Below are 17,424 nucleotides of genomic sequence, written 5' to 3' on the forward strand. Positions count from 1 at the left end.
ACAAAACGGCGGCCTTTGCGGGCCGCTGCTTCGTGAGGGCTTATAGGCGAGGGTGGTGATCGCGTCAAGGCGAGCGAAAAGCCGCGTGACGAGTAAAACAAAGCAAAAACAATGCTTTGGGTAAAAGGTATTATTTTACCACATCGATAGAGCGCTTCGGTGGGATCGAATAGGTGCCCGTGGCATGCGCCACCGTCTGTCCCTCCGGCCCGGCGACGATGTCGATGTCGAACACCATCAGGCTCTTGCCCAGCTTTAGGATGCGGCAATGGCCGTCGATCGGCCCGGCCTCGGCCTTGCGGACAAAGTTGATGTTGAGGTTGGTGGTCACCGAAAGCGCATCAGGCCCGGCGTGGCTGAGCACGCAGACATAGCCGCCGATGTCGGCCAGCGTGAACAGCGAGGGGCCAGACACGGTGCCGCCGGGACGCAAATGCCGCCCGTCGGCATTGAGCCGCACGGTGCAGCCGCCGGGAAACACCTCCAGCGCCTGATAAAAAGCGAACTGGTCGTTGAGCTCAGGATAGACGGTTGCCATCAACGTATTGACCTGCGCCGCATTCAGCACCGGCTTGAGATTGCTTTGGGCGGGCATGTCTGTCTCCGTTTGCGCCATGCCTGTATGAACGCAGCGCGGCATTTCTGGCAACACCTCGTCTGTCACCGCAGAGGGTGTTGGACGAAGCGAGGCGGCATACTAGATTAATCCCACCCAACCTGATCCAGAATCGCGGAGAAGCGACCCATGGCCGAAATCGTCGCCATCAAGCCGGCTGTCGCCGACGGTCCTGTTGTTACCAGGCTGGACAAGGGCGTTTTGCGCCTGACGCTCACCAATCCGCCAGCCAATGCTCTGTCGTTGGCGGTGATGGCGGCGCTGACGGCGGAGCTTGATCGCGCCAAGGCCGACAAATCCGTGCGCGTCATCATCCTGTCGGCAGCCGGAAAAGTGTTCTGCGCCGGGCATGATCTCAAGGAAATGACGGCGCGCCGCGCCGACGCGGATAAGGGCAGGGCCTTCTTCGAAGAGACATTTGCTGCTTGCGCGGCGCTGATGCAGGCGATCGTGCGCCATCCCCTGCCGGTGATCGCCGAGGTCGACGGCCTGGCCACCGCCGCCGGGCTGCAATTGGTCGCCAGCTGCGATCTGGCGATTGCTTCGCATGAAGCGACCTTTTGCACGCCGGGCGTCAACGTCGGCCTGTTCTGCTCGACGCCGATGGTGGCGCTGTCACGCAACGTCTCGCGCAAGCACGCGATGGAGATGCTTTTGACCGGCGAGACGATCGATGCGGCAACGGCCAAGGAATTCGGCCTGGTCAACCGCGTCGTGCCGCGAGAATACCTGAATCAGATCGTCACCAAATACGCGCAAACCATTGCTTCCAAATCATCTTTGGTGGTCAAGACCGGCAAGGAAGCGTTCTACGCCCAGGCCGAAATGGGGCTGGCTGACGCCTATGCCTATACCGGCCGTGTCATGGTCGAGAACATGCTGGCGCGCGATGCCCAAGAAGGCATCGGTGCCTTCATCGGCAAGCGCAAGCCGGAATGGCCTGAGGAATAGCCGTGGAACCGCGGATCTCCATCATCACCGTCGCCACCGACGATCTCGACCGTGCCGTACGCTTCTACGAGGCGATGGGATTGACCCGCCATGCCAGCATCACTGATGGCGTCGCCTTCTTTCAGATGGGCGGCGCCATCCTCGGCCTGTTCCCGCGCCAGAGCGCCGAAGAGGATTCGGGGGTCACCTTCGGCAAGGGGCCGTCGGCGGTCTACCTCGCCTACAACACCCGCTCCGACGCCGAAGTCGATGAAGTGCTTGCGATGGCCGAGAAGGCCGGCGGCAAGATCGTCAAGCCGGCCGGCCGCGCCTTCTGGGGCGGCTGGTATGGCTATTTCGCCGATGCGGACGGGCATGTCTGGGAAGTGGCGCACAATCCGGCTTTTCCGATCGCGGAAGACGGATCGATTTCGCTGCCGGATTGACGCTCGCCAGTGGCCTATCGCAAGCAGCTGACCCGGCTCAAGGCGCCCTATCTCAAGCGCATCCTGATTGACCCCGCGCGCGTCGAGGATTGGGAAAAGTATCCCTGGAACCTGCCGCTGTTTCGCGGCCGCGAGTTCGGACTCGAATTCACTACCCCGATCACCATCATTGTCGGCGAGAACGGTACCGGCAAATCGACCTTGCTGGAAGCGATCGGCGCGTTGGCCGGCTATGACGAAGCCGGCGGCGGCAAGGGTTACCGGCCGGTCGATCACTCCGCCGCCATCGACAAGAGCGGCGCGGCGCTTGCCAACACGCTGCGCGGTCACTGGCTGCCAAAAGTCACCGCCGGCTGGTTCTTTCGCGCCGAATCCTTTTACTCGGTCGCCCGTTACCTCGATCAGGCGGCGCTTGAAGACCCGTTCAAGCCACCGCCGCCGGATTTCCTGTCCTGGTCGCATGGCGAGGGTTTTATCCGCTTCTTCGAGGAGCGTTGCCGCCGGCAAGGCATTTACATCCTCGATGAGCCCGAAAGCGCATTGTCGCCGACACGGCAGATCGAACTGCTCAAGATGCTGCGGCGGATGGATCAGTCAGGCACGGCGCAGGTGATCATGGCGACGCATTCGCCGCTGCTGATGGCCTGTCCCGGCGCGCGCCTGTTCCGCATCAGCCGCTTCGGGCTCGATCCGACCGATTTCAGCGATACCGATCATTTTCGCATGATGCGCGACTTCTGCACGGACCCGCAGTCCTTTATGGAGGAAGCGCTGAGGGAGACCGACGAGTGAATCACGACGCCTACGACAATGCCTATATCGGCGGTATCCTCAATTCGGTGAAGACCATCGCCATGGTCGGCGCGTCGGCCAACGACGTGCGGCCGAGCTACTTCGTGCTGAAGTACCTTTTGGCCAAGGGATTTTCGGTGTTCCCGATCAATCCGGGCCATGCCGGCAAGGAAATCCTCGGCCGCACTGTTTATGCCAGCCTCGCCGACCTGCCGCAGCCCGTCGACATGGTCGACATCTTTCGCGGCTCGGCGGCGGTGCCCGGCATTGTCGACCAGATCCTGCGGCTCGATCCGCTGCCGAAAGTCATCTGGATGCAGCTTGGTGTGCGCAATGACGAGGCGGCCGCGCGCGCCGAGGCCGCCGGCATCAAGGTGGTGATGAACCGCTGTCCCAAGATCGAATATGGCAAGCTGTCCGGCGAGATCGGCTGGACCGGGGTCAACTCCGGCGTGCTGTCGTCGAAGAAGCCGCTAATGCGCCCGGGATTCCAGAGTTTCGGAGTGCGCCAGAAGTGACGCATGTCGCCGAAGCGCCGTAGGCGCAAAATTATTCCGGGACGAAATGGATTTCCTCGCGCGTTGATCGTAGATCGTCCGCCGAAAGGTATTTTCTTCTTTGCTTTCGCGCCCGGGCTTCGCCAAGAATGCCCGGCGATTTTAGACGTTTTCAGAAAGGGAGGTTTTCGATGACCCGCACGCCCGGTTTCAACACGCTCGCCGTCCATGCCGGCGCCAAGCCGGATCCGGCGACCGGCGCGCGCGCCACGCCGATTTACCAGACGACCTCCTTCGTCTTCGACGATGCCGACCATGCGGCGTCGCTGTTCGGGCTAAAAGCCTTCGGCAACATCTACACCCGCATCATGAACCCGACGCAGGCGGTGCTGGAAGAACGTATCGCCGCCCTTGAAGGCGGCACGGCTGCACTGGCCGTCGCCTCGGGCCACGCCGCGCAGGTGCTGGTGTTCCACAATCTGATGCAGCCTGGCGACAATTTCGTTGCTGCCACAAGGCTTTACGGTGGCTCGATCAACCAGTTCGGCCACGCCTTCAAGAATTTCGGCTGGGAGGTGCGCTGGGCCGACACCAACGATGTCTCCACCTTCGAAAGCCAGATCGACGGCAAGACCAAGGCGATCTTCATCGAGAGCCTGGCCAATCCTGGCGGCCTCTTCGTCGACATCGAGAAGATCGGCGACATCGCCCGCAAGCACGGCCTGCCGCTGGTCGTCGACAACACGCTGGCCTCGCCCTATCTGGTGCGGCCGATCGAGCATGGCGCCGACATCGTCGTCCATTCTCTGACCAAGTTCATCGGCGGTCATGGCAATTCGATCGGCGGCGCCATTGTCGACGGCGGCACCTTCGACTGGTCGAAGTCTGGCAAATATCCGATGCTGTCGGAGCCGCGTCCCGAATATGGCGGCATCGTTTTGCACGAGACCTTCGGCAATTTCGCTTTCGCCATTGCCGCGCGCGTGCTCGGCTTGCGTGACATCGGTCCGGCAATTTCGCCCTTCAATGCCTTCCTCATCCTCACCGGTCTCGAGACCTTGCCGCTGCGCATGCAGCGCCACTGCGACAATGCGGTGACCGTCGCCGGCTGGCTCTCCAATCATCCCAAGGTTGCCTGGGTGAACTATCCCGGCCTGCCCAGCGACAAGAACAACGCGCTGCAGAAGAAATACTCACCGCTTGGCGCGGGTGCGGTGTTCACCTTCGGCCTCAAGGGCGGCTATGCGGCCGGCATCAAGTTCGTCGAGGCGCTGGAATTGTTCTCGCACCTCGCCAATGTCGGCGACACCAAGTCGCTGGTCATCCACCCGGCATCGACCACGCACCGCCAGCTTTCCGACGAGCAGAAGGTCAAGGCCGGCGCTGGGCCGGATACGGTCCGGCTTTCGGTCGGCATCGAGGATGTCAACGACATCGTCGCCGATCTGGAACAGGCCCTCGCCAAGGTTTGATCCCCGGCAAACAAGGAGCGTCCATGACCGCGCCAAATTTCCTCTCCGTCGGCATCGGCAGCGTCGAAGCCGAGCATGGCGCGCCGGCGCCGGATCGCCTGATTGCGGGCGATCCGAAATTCCGCACCTGGAACGTCGAGGAACGCGATGGCGGGCTCTATGCCGGCATCTGGGAAGCGACGCCGGGCAAATGGCGTATCGAATATGACGAGTGGGAGTTCTGCCACATTCTGTCAGGCGTCTCGGTGATATCGGAGACGGGTGGCGAAGCGCGCACCGTCAGGGCCGGCGACAGCTTTGTGCTCAGGCCCGGCTTTAGGGGTAGCTGGGAAGTGCTTGAAACGACCCGTAAGGAGTATGTGATCAAGCTTTGATCACCGTATCACGCTGGCCCTACCGAAGCCGATCGATGTCGGTATCGGAAAATCCGTATCCGCTCATCATCGCCCTGTGCCAGGGACTGCCCAGCAGATCGCCCAGACCTGCATCAACGCGCTGACGAAGCGCTGCATTGCCTTTGGCGAGCGCGAAGGCGCCTGCGGCCGGCTGTTTCTCCGCTACCGGAACGTCGATCACCTCAAGCGACGCGTCGGGTTGCCTGCCCAAATAGCCGCGATGTGCCAGGGCGACACTGGCATAGGCATCGACCACGCCGGCAGCGACGGCCTCTGCCGCTTCCGCCTGCGTGGCAAAAATCCTTATCCGCTCGGGTGGAATGCCATTTTGCAAAGCTGTCTGATGCTGGACCTGACCAGATATGATGCCGATCAAGGCCGCCGGATCGCTTGCGATGGAACGATAACCCCTGAAGTCGCGCGCATTGCCTTTCGCCACCAGCAATCCGTCCTGCAACACCCAAATTGGCCGCGAGAAATCGACCAGCTTCCTGCGTTCGTCCGAAACGAAGAGGCCTGTGGTCATGTCCCATCGGCCATCGACCAGGCCGGGAAGCAAATTGGCAAACTCGGTTTCGATGGGCGAAAAGGCTTCCAGTCCCAGCGCCTGGCCGAGCTTTTCAGCGAGTATGGCGTCGCAACCGCGGAGATTTCCGGAAGCGTCGGTGAAGCAGAAGGGAGGCTCCTGCAAAAAAGCGAATCTCATTTTTTCGGTCATGCGATCTCGGCCCTGCGATGGCTTTGTCCTTGAGGCCCATGCCTACTTCGCTGGAAACTGGCCGAGGCAGGCTTCGGAAGCCTTGTCGTGCTTTGCCAGCAGATCGGCGTCTTCTGCTTCGACATCCGCATCGGAAATCTCGTCGCGATAGTACTGTGCCAACAGGTCCATTCCGACCTGCGTGACGCCCTGGGTTGGCATTTCGCGGGCAAGGCAACCGCATAGGCCAAGCGCGCGATCGGGCGAGCCGATCTTGCGGTTGGCGAGGATAAAATCCTGGCTTGGGCAAGCGTCGATGAAACCATCGAAGCTCAGTCTCTCCTGCTGCTGGTCGCCGTGATTGAAATAGGCCGGCTGCCATTGGCTCTTGCCGGCGACGACCTCGCAGCCGGTTGCGACATCGCCCGCGTCCTTGGAGACGGCCAGCCAGGCCTTCTCCTTGTCACCCGTGGGATAGTCGAAGTTCTCGCCCAGGGAGGCGGCATACTGGTCGAGGTCGGCCTGCGAGAAGCTGATGGCCTGAAACCGGTTGACCTGGCACTGGCATTCGCTGGCGACCTGTTCGGCCTCGCCTTCCTCAGGCTGTTCGCTCGATTTGCTCTTCTGGCAGGCGGCGATGAAGGCGGTACCGTCGAGCGACGTGGCGGGGAAGGTCGAGACGTCAGCATAGCGATCGCCGGTCCAGCCAAACAGTTTTTGGTCGAGTTGCACGTCGATGAAGCCGTTGCGCTTGAAGGCACCGAGCGCGACCCTGTCAGTGGCCGTCAGCCTGGCGCCTGGAATGTCGCCCAGAACCTCGCGGTAGCTGTCGCCTTCGAGCACGAACAGGAACAGCCCGCACTTCACCCCGTCGCAAGCGGGATCCGCGACATAGACATAGAGTTCGGAAAACCCGTCGAGATTGAAATCGACCTCATAGGCCCAGAACTTGTCCGCGGGCACGGCCGCACCCGTCTGGCGTTCGAGCAGTCTGCCGGCCATCGCCCTGGCTATGGCGTCGCTGTTTTCCTGCGGGATGTTTTCAGGCTGTTGCTGGGCGAACACGCCGGCGATGCCTGCGCACACCAGCGCCAGGGCGAATACCGTCGCCCGCGTCAAAGACAGTCTCATGTCGCGACCCCCGGCTCGCGAGATCAAAACCTGACGGCGAGCCTTTCCAGCCCATGGAAGTGATAAGTGTCGCGGAAGCGCGGCTGTTCGGCAAGATGCAACCGCGGATGCCGTTCGAACAAGGTCTTCAGCGACACCTGCAATTCCAGCCTGGCAAGCGGCGCGCCGATGCAGAAATGGATACCGGCGCCGAACGAGACGTTCTTCTGGTCGGCGCGGCCGGGCCTGAAGGCAGAAGGCTCGGCAAAGGCAAGCGGGTCATGATTGGCCATGCCGAGTAGCAGCGCGATCTTGTCGCCGGGCTCTAGCACGATCCCTGGCCCGACCTCGATCTTCTCATAGGCATAGCGCAGGAACATGTGCAGCGGCGCGTCGAAGCGCAGGCATTCCTCGACGGTTGCCGCGGTCGCCTCCGGCGAGGTGAAGAAGCGGCTGGGGTCGCCGCCTTGCGCCAGGATCGAGCGAACGGCATTGCCGGTCTGGTGGACGGTCGCTTCGTGGCCGGCGTTGAGCAGCAGGATGGCCGAGGATACCAGTTCGTCCTCCGAGAGTTTTTGGCCGTCTTCCTGCGCCGAGATCAGCAGCGACAAGAGGTCGTCGCCCGGCTTTTTGCGTCGCTCGACAACGTAGCCACGCAGAAAATCGGAAAAATCGCGGGCAGCCCGATTGGCCGTCTCCTCCGTCTCGCGTGTACGGCCATGCATGTACATGGCCACCATCTGATGTGACCAGTCGAGCAGTTGCGGCCCCATCTCGACCGGCACGCCGAGCATTTCGGCGATGATCGTGATCGGCAAGGGTGCGGCGAAGGCAGGCAGCAGGTCGACCTGGTCCGGTCCGAAACGGTCGATCAATTCGTTGGCGAGCGCCTCGACACGCGGCCTCAGCCGTTCGACCTGGCGCGAGACGAAGGCGCGGTTGACCAGCGTTCTGAGCCTGGTGTGCACCGGCGGCTCCAGCTCCAGCATCGAATTCGCCTCGATGCCGTCGAAGGCGGCGAGATGCGTGCGGTCCTGGCCGACGCCGCGGCTGTCGGGAATGCCTGCCGGGTTCTGGCGGCCAAAACGGCGGTCGCGCAACAGCCGGTTGACGTCGTCGAAGCCGCCAAAACACCAGAAGCCGTAGTCTTCCCAGAAGAAGGCGTTCGAAACGCCGTGCAAAAAGGCATAGGCCTCGTAAGGGTTCTGGAAAAAAGCCGGCTCGTGTGGATCCAATCGCACATGGCGGCTGGCTGGATCAAAGGCCAGGTAGGGTGGCGTCAAATCGGTCATTCCAGATCATTAGCGCGGCTTGCCAGACAGGCGCCAGACCGTATGTTGGCGCCCGACTGCCCAATGCGTTGAGCCAGCCCATGCTGCTGCGGAAAAGACGGTTTTGATGAATGTGATCGTGGTCGGCGCGGGTATTGCAAGTTCGGCGCCGCCGTCGGCAGGCGCGTGGCAAGGGCCATCGGCGACGGCGATGTCGCGGGTTTGAAGGCATAGCTGCGGGCAGAGGTGGCTTGAGCGCAAGCCAAGGTCGAAGCCTCACCGGTGGCTCAGCGATTGAGCTCGTCGGCGGCAGCAATGACTTCGGACACAATCGCCTGCACGTCATCCGGGTTCGTTCGATGATTGACGAAACACGCTCGCAGTGCGAACTGGCCATTGACCGTTGCATTCGACAGATACACGCGGCCTCGCGCGATCACGCGACGCAGGATCGCTTCATTGTCCTTCAAGCGGTGACGGAAACAGACAGCGCTTAGCGACACGGGCGCAAGCTGTTCCAGTTCCGGATGCGACGCGATTGTCTGCGCCAGCATTTGGGCATGGTGCAGATCGCGCGCGATGGCTTCGCGATAGGCGCGGCGTCCGTGATACTGCAGCGACATCCAGAGCTTCAACGCACGGAAACGGCGAGAGAGCTCGATCGACTCCTCAAAGAAAGCGAATGCTTCCAGGGGATCTTCGCTCAATGTCCTGACATAGTCGTCGCTGTGCGAGAAAGTTGTGCGCGCAATGTCTGGATGACGATAGAGCAGACAGCCACAATCGAGTGGCTGATACAGCCATTTATGGGCGTCGAGCGACAGCGAATCCGCCAAAGACAACCCCTGGAATTTCTCCGGTACGGCCAGCGCCGCCAGTCCACCATAGGCACCGTCGACATGCATCCACAGCGCCTCGCTCCGGGCGATGTCTGCAATTTCGGGGAGGGGATCGATGGCACCGGAGACGACGGTGCCGACCGTGGCCACGATGGCGATGGGTACGTTTCCGGCCTCGCGGTCGGCGGCAATCGCGGCCAGCAGGGCGTCCGGTCGCATTCTGAGTTTGTCGTCGACAGCAATCAGGCGAAGGTTTCTTTTGCCAATGCCCAGCAGGGCGACAGCCTTCGGAATGGACATGTGCACTTGCTCGGAGGCATAGACCACGCAGGGCCGTGTGCCTGTTTCGTTGGCTGGGAGCTTCGCTTCACGCGCCATCGCCAACGCCATGAGGTTGGCCGTCGAGCCGCCACCGCACAGGCTGCCTGTAAATTCGGCGCAGCCGACGGCTTGCGCCAACCATCCGACAACGGCGCGTTCGATCGATGTCGCCGCCGGAGCCGATCGCCATGACGTCACATTCTGATTAAGCACCGCAGCGAGCAATTCACCCACCGCGCCGATCGGTTCGCCTGAGCCGACGACGTAACCGAAGAATCTACCGGTAGCAGGTCGCACATGCTCTGTGATTGACTTGAAGTCCTGCAGGACCTCCTGACCCCGTCCATCCTCCAGCCAGGGCCGCGAGAAGAGTTCGGTCGTATGTTTGCCGCTGGTCGATGGGTATGCCCGACGTTCCTCAAGCGACGCCCAATAGCTTTTGGCGAGATCCAGAGCCTCCTCTGCAAAACCCGATAGTTGTTCATCGGAAATTTCGAGGTCGCCCATGTCCCTCAGCTCAACCGAAATCTTGCCGCAGCGCAGGCTACGCTCCGGGTAGAAATCCAGCAACCCTCATCATTAGGCCCGTGTGGTGGACATTGGATCGGCGTCTATCCAGTTAATACTGGCAGTGGTGCGGAATATGCACGCGGCGCCAGCTGGTCGAACCTTCCTGCACCACCACCCGCCGCGCCACCCTCTGGTATGACGGTGCAATCTCGGTGATGCGCCGCCGCTCCGGTCGCACCAGCACTTCATGGGCAACGCTCTCATATTCGGCTGGCAGGACAACCCGCCGGGTGCGCGCTGGTTCAACCACCACCGTTTCGGCGACACGCGCGTAGCGAGCCTTGCGCCAGACCTTGCACAGCACTTTGCGGCCGTGGATCACGCGCCATTCCCAGGCGTAGCCGCCATTGTCGACCTTGACTGTGTTGTAAACGGTGCGGGTGATGGCCGGCACCACCTCAAAGGTGACGCGGGGCGGCGCGATCTGCTCGACGCGCTCGAGCGTGCCATAGATCGGCGGGTCGTAGTCGACCAACTGCCCGCCCGGGCTGACCATTACGTCTTCATAGACGGTATCGTAGACAGCCGGACTGTGGACCGGTTCGTAGCATTCGACGGCGCGGCCGCCGGCCGCCGTGCTGGGGATGGTGCCGAGAACAGCCAGTCCGGCGATCGTGAAGGAAGCGGTTTTCCTGAACATCGTACTCCCCCTGTTTGAACTCCAGACGCAAGCTCAACGTTGAATTGTAGGGGAAGCCGGGCCGGCGAAAAGTGGTTTCGCCCGGTTTCGTTAAGCGATGCGGTTAAGGAATTGCTACCTGGCGGTGGTTTCGCCGGCTCGACGAGATGGCAGCGACGATGATAAGGCCATCGGTAGATCCTGCTTGGCAACCTTAATTCGACTTAACCGGATGGCTAGGCCGGTCGGCCTTGCGCAAGGGTGAGCCGACATCCTATTTACATCTCAACGATCCAGAACCGATTCTGCCCGACTTGCTCATCCCCCGGCGCCGGAATCCCACCTTCAAAAAGGGATAGTCCATGAAGAACCCCGTCGAAACCTATATGAACCTCGTTCCGATGGTGGTCGAACAGACCAATCGCGGCGAGCGGGCCTACGACATTTTCTCGCGACTGCTGAAAGAGCGCATCATTTTCATCACCGGCCCGGTCGAAGACGGCATGGCGACGCTGGTTTGTGCACAGCTTTTGTTCCTCGAGGCGGAAAATCCGAAGAAGGAAATCAACCTCTACATCAATTCGCCGGGTGGCGTCGTCACCTCCGGCATGGCGATCTACGACACCATGCAGTTCATCAAGCCGGCAGTGTCGACGCTGTGCATCGGCCAGGCGGCCTCGATGGGCTCGTTGCTTCTCACTGCCGGCGAGAAGGGTATGCGCTTTGCCACGCCGAATGCCCGCATCATGGTTCACCAGCCTTCCGGCGGCTTCCAGGGCCAGGCTTCCGACATCGAGCGCCACGCCCAGGACATCATCAAGCTGAAGCGCCGCCTCAACGAGGTTTATGTCAAGCACACCGGCAAGACCTACGAGGAAATCGAGAAAACCCTCGATCGCGACCACTTCATGACCGCCGACGAAGCCAGAGATTTCGGCCTCATCGACAAGGTCATTTCGTCGCGAGAGCCGGTCGAAGGTGTTGCCGCATAAGCGATCCGTGGCAGTTGGATGGCGGTATCAAGCGCTTTTGGCGCGGCTTGCGGCATTTCGGCCACAATTGGCTGTTCCCTCGACGGGTAGGATTGCCTACGTTAAGGCTATGTTGAGTTTCGACGGCTTAGCTTTGCGTGGGGTCGTTGCGAATCATTGCCACGTTTTCTGATTTGTGTTTCGTACTGAATACGTTGCGGGAGCCGGGACACTGGCGGCGGCGAATTCCCGCGATAGATTGAATATGCGCCCTTTCAGCCAGACCATCGGCGGGCGGCCATGAAAGGACATGAAAATGAGCAAGGTCGGCAACAACAGCGGTGATTCCAAGAACACGCTTTATTGCTCGTTTTGCGGCAAAAGCCAGCACGAAGTGCGCAAGCTGATCGCCGGTCCGACGGTCTTCATCTGCGACGAGTGCGTCGAACTCTGCATGGACATCATCCGCGAGGAGAACAAGACCTCGATGGTGAAGTCGCGCGAGGGCGTGCCGACACCGCAGGAGATCCTCAAGGTTCTCGATGATTATGTCATCGGCCAGCCTTACGCCAAGCGCGTGCTGTCGGTGGCCGTCCACAACCACTACAAGCGCCTCGCGCATGCCGGTAAGAACAACGACGTCGAACTGGCGAAGTCGAACATCCTTTTGATCGGCCCGACCGGTTGCGGCAAGACGCTGCTCGCGCAGACGCTGGCCCGCATCATCGACGTGCCGTTCACCATGGCTGACGCGACGACGCTGACCGAAGCCGGTTATGTCGGCGAGGACGTCGAAAACATCATCCTGAAGCTGTTGCAGTCGGCCGACTACAATGTCGAGCGCGCCCAGCGCGGCATCGTCTACATCGACGAGATCGACAAGATTTCGCGCAAGTCCGACAATCCCTCGATCACCCGCGACGTGTCGGGCGAGGGCGTGCAGCAGGCTTTGCTGAAGATTATGGAAGGCACGGTTGCCTCCGTGCCGCCGCAAGGCGGCAGGAAGCATCCGCAGCAGGAATTCCTGCAGGTCGACACCGCCAACATTCTATTCATCTGCGGCGGCGCCTTCGCCGGACTGGACAAGATCATCTCCGATCGCGGCCGAAAGACCTCGATCGGCTTCGGCGCCATCGTCGCTTCGCCGGAGGATCGCCGCACCGGTGACGTGTTCCGCCTGGTCGAACCTGAGGATCTGCTGAAATTCGGTCTCATCCCCGAGTTCGTCGGCCGTCTGCCTGTTCTGGCGACGCTGGAGGATCTCGACGAGCCGGCGCTGATCCAGATCCTGACCGAGCCGAAGAACGCACTGGTCAAGCAGTACCAGCGGCTGTTCGAGATGGAGAACGTCGACCTGACCTTCCACGAGAATGCGCTGTCGGCGATCGCCAAGCGCGCCATCGAGCGCAAGACCGGTGCGCGCGGCCTACGCTCGATCATGGAAGCGATCCTGCTCGACACCATGTTTGAGCTGCCCGCACTCGAAGGCGTTCGCGAAGTGGTTATTTCGGAGGAGGTGGTTACCGGCAGCGCCCGACCGCTCTACATCTACTCCGAGCAGAAGGAAAAGAAGGGCAACGTCAGCGCCTGACGTGAGCCCGCAGTCGAAGTTTTTGAAACGGCGCCGCGAGGCGCCGTTTTGCTGTTGCGGATGTGCCGCGTTGTGACGAACGGATTGTGCTGGCCCTTGATCTTTGCCCCTCGTGCATCCAACTAACAAAAGAAGGCTGCGGGGCCGAGTTCTGTGCTGTAAAACTCCCGTCACAAACGGTGGTAGGCGGAACGACCCCCGGTCGTTAATATGAGATTCGCGGTTGGCCGATTGGTGGCCGCGACATGAAAGGTTGGACAATGGCCAAAGTATCCAAGGCACCCAGCGACGGCGTCTTCGCAGTCCTCCCACTGCGCGACATCGTGGTGTTCCCGCACATGATCGTTCCGCTCTTTGTCGGGCGTGAGAAATCGATCAAGGCGCTGGAAGAGGTGATGGGTCAGGAAAAGCAGATCCTGCTTGCCACCCAGATGAATGCCGCCGATGACGATCCCGAGCCCGGTGCCATCTTTGACATCGGCACGCTCGCCAATGTGCTGCAATTGCTGAAACTGCCGGACGGCACCGTCAAGGTGCTGGTCGAAGGCGCTTCGCGCGCCAAAATCGTCTCGTTCACCGACCGTCCCGACTTCCACGAGGCCCACGCCGCGGCGCTGGTCGAGCCGGAAGAGGAAGAGGTCGAGGTTGAGGCGCTGGCGCGTTCGGTCGTCACCGACTTCGAGAATTACGTCAAGCTGAACAAGAAGATCTCGCCCGAAGTGGTGGGTGCCGCCAGCCAGATCGACGACTATTCCAAGCTCGCCGACACGGTCGCCTCGCATCTTGCCATCAAGATCCCCGAGAAGCAGGAGATGCTGGCCACGCTTTCCGTTAAGGAGCGGCTGGAAAAGGCGATGGGCTTTATGGAAGCCGAAATCTCCGTCCTGCAGGTGGAGAAGCGCATCCGCTCGCGCGTCAAGCGCCAGATGGAGAAGACGCAGCGCGAATACTACCTCAACGAGCAGATGAAGGCGATCCAGAAGGAGCTCGGCGAAGGCGAGGACGGCCGCGACGAGGCCGCCGAGATCGAGGCGCGCATCAAGAAGACCAAGCTCTCCAAGGAGGCCCGCGAAAAGGCGGAAGCCGAACTGAAGAAGCTGAGGACGATGTCGCCGATGTCGGCTGAATCGACCGTCGTGCGCAACTATCTCGACTGGATACTGTCGATACCGTGGGGCAAGAACTCCAAGGTCAAGCAGGACCTGGCTTTTGCGCAGAACGTGCTCGACACCGATCATTTCGGCCTCGACAAGGTCAAGGACCGCATCGTCGAGTATCTCGCCGTGCAGAGCCGCCAGAAGAAGCTGAAGGGGCCGATCCTGTGCCTCGTCGGACCTCCCGGCGTCGGCAAGACCTCGCTCGGCAAGTCGATCGCCAAGGCGACCGGCCGCGAGTTCATCCGCATGGCGCTGGGCGGCGTGCGCGACGAGGCCGAGATTCGTGGCCATCGCCGCACCTATATCGGCTCGATGCCCGGCAAGGTCATCCAGTCGATGAAGAAGGCAAAGAAGTCCAACCCGCTCTTCCTGCTCGATGAGATCGACAAGATGGGCCAGGATTTCCGCGGCGATCCGTCGTCGGCCTTGCTCGAGGTGCTCGATCCAGAGCAGAACTCGACGTTCATGGACCATTACCTCGAGGTCGAATACGACCTGTCGAGCGTGATGTTCGTGACGACGGCGAACACACTGAACATCCCTGCGCCCTTGATGGACCGCATGGAGATCATCCGTATCGCCGGCTACACCGAGGACGAGAAGATCGAAATCGCCAAGCGTCACCTGATGCCCAAGGTGATCCGCGATCACGCGCTGCAGCCGAAGGAATTCTCCGTCGGCGAGGACGCGATCCGCGGCATCATCCAGACCTACACCCGTGAAGCGGGCGTCAGAAGCCTTGAGCGCGAGCTGATGAAGCTTGGCCGCAAGGCGGTGACCGAGATACTGAAGACCAAGAAGAAGACGGTGAGCATCACGGCGGCGAACCTCGCCGATTACCTCGGTGTCCAGCGCTTCCGCTTCGGCCAGGTCGAGGCTGACGATCAGGTCGGTGTCGTCACCGGTCTCGCCTGGACGGAAGTCGGCGGCGAACTGCTGACGGTCGAAGGCGTCATGATGCCCGGCAAGGGCCGCATGACGGTGACCGGCAATCTTCGCGACGTGATGAAGGAATCGATTTCGGCGGCGGCCTCCTATGTCCGCTCGCGCGCCATCGATTTCGGCATCGAGCCGCCGCTGTTCGACAAGCGCGACATCCACGTGCACTTGCCGGAAGGCGCCACGCCGAAGGATGGTCCATCTGCAGGTGCTGCCATGGCGACAGCCATCGTGTCTGTAATGACAGGTATTCCGGTCCGGGCCGACGTGGCGATGACTGGCGAGATAACGCTTCGCGGCCGCATCTTGCCGATCGGCGGCCTCAAGGAGAAGCTGCTCGCCGCACTGCGCGGCGGCATCAAGAAGGTGCTGATCCCGGAAGACAACGCCAAGGATCTGGCGGAGATTCCGGACAACGTGAAGAACGGCATGGAAATCATTCCGGTCTCACGCGTCGGCGAGGTTCTGAGGCACGCGCTGGTGCGTATGCCGGAGCCGATCGAGTGGGTCGAGCCGGTGAACGCGCCGGCTGCGACCGACACGGCGGACGATGCAGGAAAGTCGCTTGCACATTAGTTTTTGCTAATGGTGCAGTGCACAAAGAGAGAGCCGGGCTTCGCGCCCGGCTTTTTCATGTGAAAAACCCACCTTTTCCGGGCTTTTTCCAACTTTTTTCAAGCTTTTTGACTTGGTTGCCGGAACGCTTCTTTCTAAAGTCCCTTTCCTGCCGGATGAGTCGAAGAGTTCCGGTTTTTCTCATGGAAGGGAATTTTTATGAACAAGAACGAACTGGTTTCCGCTGTCGCTGAATCCGCGAGCATTTCGAAGGGTGACGCACAGTCGGCGGTCGATGCGGTGTTTTCCGTGATCACTGGCGAACTGAAGAAGGGCGGCGATGTACGGCTCGTCGGCTTCGGAAATTTCACCGTCTCCAAGCGCGCGGCGTCGACTGGCCGCAACCCGCAGACTGGCGCGGAAGTGAAGATTCCGGCGCGCACCGTGCCGAAATTCTCGGCCGGCAAGGGCCTCAAGGACGCGGTCAACTAAGACCATTTTTTCTTTTCAGAGAACATGAAAAGCCGGGCTTGCCCCGGCTTTTCTTTTTGTGCGCAGTGAGGGCGCGACGGCCTACGCCGTCGGCGCGTCCGCCCGCATCAGCCCCTCCTGCTTGAGATCGGCCCACAGGGCCGCAGGCAGCTGTGCATCGAGCAGCGAGCGGTTGCTTTCGACCTCGCTCGGCCGCTGGCCGCCGGGGATCACCGAGACGACGGAAGGGTGCAGCAGCGGGAACTGCAGCGCCGCCTCGATCAGCCGCACGCCATGGCGTTTGCAGACGGCTTCGATGCGGGTGACACGGTCGAGTATGTCCTGCGGCGCTTCCGAATAATTGTAGTAGGCGCCAGGCTTGGGTCCGGTGGCCAGGATGCCGGAATTGTAGGGTCCGCCGAGAACGATGCCGATGCCGCGCTTCTGGCAGAGCGGCAGGAAGGTGGCAAGCGCCTCCTGTTCCAGCAGCGTGTAGCGCCCGGCAAGCAGGAAGAGGTCGAAGTCGCCGCGCTCGGCCAGCGTCTGGCAGACCTGCCATTCGTTGATACCGCCGCCGAACGCCTTGATCACGCCCTGGTCGCGCAACGAAAGCAGCCCGTAATAGCCGGAGGCCATGAACTCGTCGATGCGCTGGTCCGAGGCTTCCTTGCTGCCATGGGTGAAGATGTCGACGTCATGCACGAATAGAATGTCGATGCGGTCGACGCCGAGCCGTTCCAGCGAGGCCTCGAAGGAGCGCATGACGCCGTCATAGCTGTAGTCGTAGACCTCGCGGCGCGACGGCGTGTCGAAGAACTTGCCGATGCCGGTGCGCTGCTCCGGCGGGCAGGCGCGCATGATGCGGCCGACCTTGCTCGACAGCACATAGTCGTCGCGCTTCTTGCCGCGCAGGAACGGATTGAGGCGCGATTCCGACAGGCCGAGCCCATAGAGCGGCGCGGTGTCGAAGTAGCGGCAGCCGGTCGTCCATGCGGCCTCCAGCGTCGCATTGGCGTCCTCGTCGGAGACGGCGCGGTAGAGGTTGCCGAGCGGCGCCGTGCCGAAGCCGAGTTCCGTGAACCCGATGCCGCCATTGCCGATGCGGTCGAAATGCCGTGTCTTCATGTCCTGCTGAGATCCTGGATTGATTTGTCTGACATGACAC

Annotated in this window: 17 protein-coding genes; 10 read left to right on the plus strand and 7 right to left on the minus strand. The window is 61.4% G+C overall.

Going from position 1 to position 17,424, the window contains the following annotated elements; translation table 11 throughout:
- Window positions 1-130 precede the first annotated feature (130 nt).
- Window positions 131-595: a PaaI family thioesterase gene (locus AC1DX6_RS22365; protein ID WP_477317339.1), complete on the minus strand. Its 465-nt coding sequence runs from the start codon at window positions 593-595 to the stop codon at window positions 131-133.
- 150 nt (window positions 596-745) lie between these two features.
- Between AC1DX6_RS22365 and AC1DX6_RS22370 the strand changes: the two genes are divergently transcribed.
- The 6 genes from AC1DX6_RS22370 (at window position 746) to AC1DX6_RS22395 (ending at window position 5,127) form a co-directional block, all read left to right on the plus strand.
- Window positions 746-1,567 carry an enoyl-CoA hydratase gene (locus tag AC1DX6_RS22370; RefSeq protein WP_477317341.1) on the plus strand — a complete coding sequence of 274 codons (822 nt, stop codon included), beginning with the start codon at window positions 746-748 and terminating at the stop codon, window positions 1,565-1,567.
- Window positions 1,568-1,569: 2 nt separating this feature from the next.
- Window positions 1,570-1,992, plus strand: coding sequence for a VOC family protein (locus tag AC1DX6_RS22375; RefSeq protein WP_477317343.1), 423 nt, complete (start codon window positions 1,570-1,572; stop codon window positions 1,990-1,992).
- Window positions 1,993-2,001: 9 nt separating this feature from the next.
- Entirely contained in the window at window positions 2,002-2,784 is a 783-nt protein-coding gene (locus AC1DX6_RS22380) for an AAA family ATPase (protein ID WP_477317345.1), read from the plus strand.
- Entirely contained in the window at window positions 2,781-3,302 is a 522-nt protein-coding gene (locus tag AC1DX6_RS22385; RefSeq protein ID WP_477317347.1) for a CoA-binding protein, read from the plus strand. The genes AC1DX6_RS22380 and AC1DX6_RS22385 overlap by 4 nt, the downstream gene beginning before the upstream one ends.
- A 170-nt stretch (window positions 3,303-3,472) precedes the next feature.
- Window positions 3,473-4,753 carry an O-acetylhomoserine aminocarboxypropyltransferase gene (locus AC1DX6_RS22390; RefSeq protein WP_477317349.1) on the plus strand — a complete coding sequence of 427 codons (1,281 nt, stop codon included), beginning with the start codon at window positions 3,473-3,475 and terminating at the stop codon, window positions 4,751-4,753.
- A gap of 23 nt (window positions 4,754-4,776) precedes the next feature.
- On the plus strand, window positions 4,777-5,127 hold the full coding sequence (locus AC1DX6_RS22395; RefSeq protein ID WP_477317351.1) for a cupin domain-containing protein: 351 nt from the start codon (window positions 4,777-4,779) through the stop codon (window positions 5,125-5,127).
- A 19-nt stretch (window positions 5,128-5,146) separates the two neighbouring features.
- On the opposite strand, the gene AC1DX6_RS22400 is transcribed toward AC1DX6_RS22395, so the two are convergent.
- The 5 genes from AC1DX6_RS22400 to AC1DX6_RS22420 all read right to left on the minus strand — a co-directional run bounded on the left by AC1DX6_RS22400 (window position 5,147) and on the right by AC1DX6_RS22420 (window position 10,596).
- Entirely contained in the window at window positions 5,147-5,866 is a 720-nt protein-coding gene (locus tag AC1DX6_RS22400; protein ID WP_477317353.1) for a transporter substrate-binding domain-containing protein, read from the minus strand.
- Window positions 5,867-5,908: 42 nt separating this feature from the next.
- A complete protein-coding gene (locus tag AC1DX6_RS22405) occupies window positions 5,909-6,976 on the minus strand; it encodes a hypothetical protein (protein WP_477317355.1) in 1,068 nt (355 codons plus the stop codon).
- A 23-nt stretch (window positions 6,977-6,999) separates the two neighbouring features.
- Window positions 7,000-8,247, minus strand: coding sequence for a cytochrome P450 (locus AC1DX6_RS22410; RefSeq protein WP_477317357.1), 1,248 nt, complete (start codon window positions 8,245-8,247; stop codon window positions 7,000-7,002).
- 266 nt (window positions 8,248-8,513) lie between these two features.
- Entirely contained in the window at window positions 8,514-9,956 is a 1,443-nt protein-coding gene (locus tag AC1DX6_RS22415; RefSeq protein ID WP_477317359.1) for a pyridoxal phosphate-dependent decarboxylase family protein, read from the minus strand.
- 49 nt (window positions 9,957-10,005) lie between these two features.
- Window positions 10,006-10,596, minus strand: coding sequence for a hypothetical protein (locus tag AC1DX6_RS22420; RefSeq protein WP_477317361.1), 591 nt, complete (start codon window positions 10,594-10,596; stop codon window positions 10,006-10,008).
- A gap of 341 nt (window positions 10,597-10,937) precedes the next feature.
- Between AC1DX6_RS22420 and clpP the strand changes: the two genes are divergently transcribed.
- The 4 genes from clpP (at window position 10,938) to AC1DX6_RS22440 (ending at window position 16,280) form a co-directional block, all read left to right on the plus strand.
- Complete coding sequence (gene clpP, locus AC1DX6_RS22425; RefSeq protein ID WP_477317362.1) at window positions 10,938-11,567, plus strand: ATP-dependent Clp endopeptidase proteolytic subunit ClpP; 630 nt, start codon at window positions 10,938-10,940, stop codon at window positions 11,565-11,567.
- 295 nt (window positions 11,568-11,862) lie between these two features.
- Window positions 11,863-13,137 (plus strand): ATP-dependent Clp protease ATP-binding subunit ClpX, encoded by a 1,275-nt coding sequence (clpX, locus tag AC1DX6_RS22430; protein WP_023759839.1) that lies wholly within the window; start codon window positions 11,863-11,865, stop codon window positions 13,135-13,137.
- A 260-nt stretch (window positions 13,138-13,397) separates the two neighbouring features.
- On the plus strand, window positions 13,398-15,809 hold the full coding sequence (gene lon, locus AC1DX6_RS22435) for an endopeptidase La (protein WP_477317364.1): 2,412 nt from the start codon (window positions 13,398-13,400) through the stop codon (window positions 15,807-15,809).
- 198 nt (window positions 15,810-16,007) lie between these two features.
- On the plus strand, window positions 16,008-16,280 hold the full coding sequence (locus tag AC1DX6_RS22440) for an HU family DNA-binding protein (RefSeq protein ID WP_112392385.1): 273 nt from the start codon (window positions 16,008-16,010) through the stop codon (window positions 16,278-16,280).
- Window positions 16,281-16,361: 81 nt separating this feature from the next.
- Here AC1DX6_RS22440 and AC1DX6_RS22445 read toward each other — a convergent pair whose 3' ends face one another.
- The gene (locus AC1DX6_RS22445) at window positions 16,362-17,384 is read right to left on the minus strand and encodes an aldo/keto reductase (RefSeq protein ID WP_477317366.1); all 1,023 of its coding nucleotides are present in this window, start codon (window positions 17,382-17,384) and stop codon (window positions 16,362-16,364) included.
- Window positions 17,385-17,424: the final 40 nt, after the last annotated feature.

The organism is Mesorhizobium sp. P2_C4, from assembly GCF_056404575.1.

What these genes read in the sequence shown, in the direction of transcription:
- AC1DX6_RS22365 (WP_477317339.1), bottom strand. Translation starts at nt 595, where the DNA reads ATGCCCGCCCAAAGCAATCTCAAGCCGGTGCTGAATGCGGCGCAGGTC.
- AC1DX6_RS22370 (WP_477317341.1), top strand. Translation starts at nt 746, where the DNA reads ATGGCCGAAATCGTCGCCATCAAGCCGGCTGTCGCCGACGGTCCTGTT.
- AC1DX6_RS22395 (WP_477317351.1), top strand. Translation starts at nt 4,777, where the DNA reads ATGACCGCGCCAAATTTCCTCTCCGTCGGCATCGGCAGCGTCGAAGCC.
- clpP (WP_477317362.1), top strand. Translation starts at nt 10,938, where the DNA reads ATGAAGAACCCCGTCGAAACCTATATGAACCTCGTTCCGATGGTGGTC.
- AC1DX6_RS22445 (WP_477317366.1), bottom strand. Translation starts at nt 17,384, where the DNA reads ATGAAGACACGGCATTTCGACCGCATCGGCAATGGCGGCATCGGGTTC.
- lon (WP_477317364.1), top strand. Translation starts at nt 13,398, where the DNA reads ATGGCCAAAGTATCCAAGGCACCCAGCGACGGCGTCTTCGCAGTCCTC.
- AC1DX6_RS22400 (WP_477317353.1), bottom strand. Translation starts at nt 5,866, where the DNA reads ATGACCGAAAAAATGAGATTCGCTTTTTTGCAGGAGCCTCCCTTCTGC.
- AC1DX6_RS22410 (WP_477317357.1), bottom strand. Translation starts at nt 8,247, where the DNA reads ATGACCGATTTGACGCCACCCTACCTGGCCTTTGATCCAGCCAGCCGC.
- AC1DX6_RS22390 (WP_477317349.1), top strand. Translation starts at nt 3,473, where the DNA reads ATGACCCGCACGCCCGGTTTCAACACGCTCGCCGTCCATGCCGGCGCC.
- AC1DX6_RS22405 (WP_477317355.1), bottom strand. Translation starts at nt 6,976, where the DNA reads ATGAGACTGTCTTTGACGCGGGCGACGGTATTCGCCCTGGCGCTGGTG.
- clpX (WP_023759839.1), top strand. Translation starts at nt 11,863, where the DNA reads ATGAGCAAGGTCGGCAACAACAGCGGTGATTCCAAGAACACGCTTTAT.
- AC1DX6_RS22420 (WP_477317361.1), bottom strand. Translation starts at nt 10,596, where the DNA reads ATGTTCAGGAAAACCGCTTCCTTCACGATCGCCGGACTGGCTGTTCTC.
- AC1DX6_RS22440 (WP_112392385.1), top strand. Translation starts at nt 16,008, where the DNA reads ATGAACAAGAACGAACTGGTTTCCGCTGTCGCTGAATCCGCGAGCATT.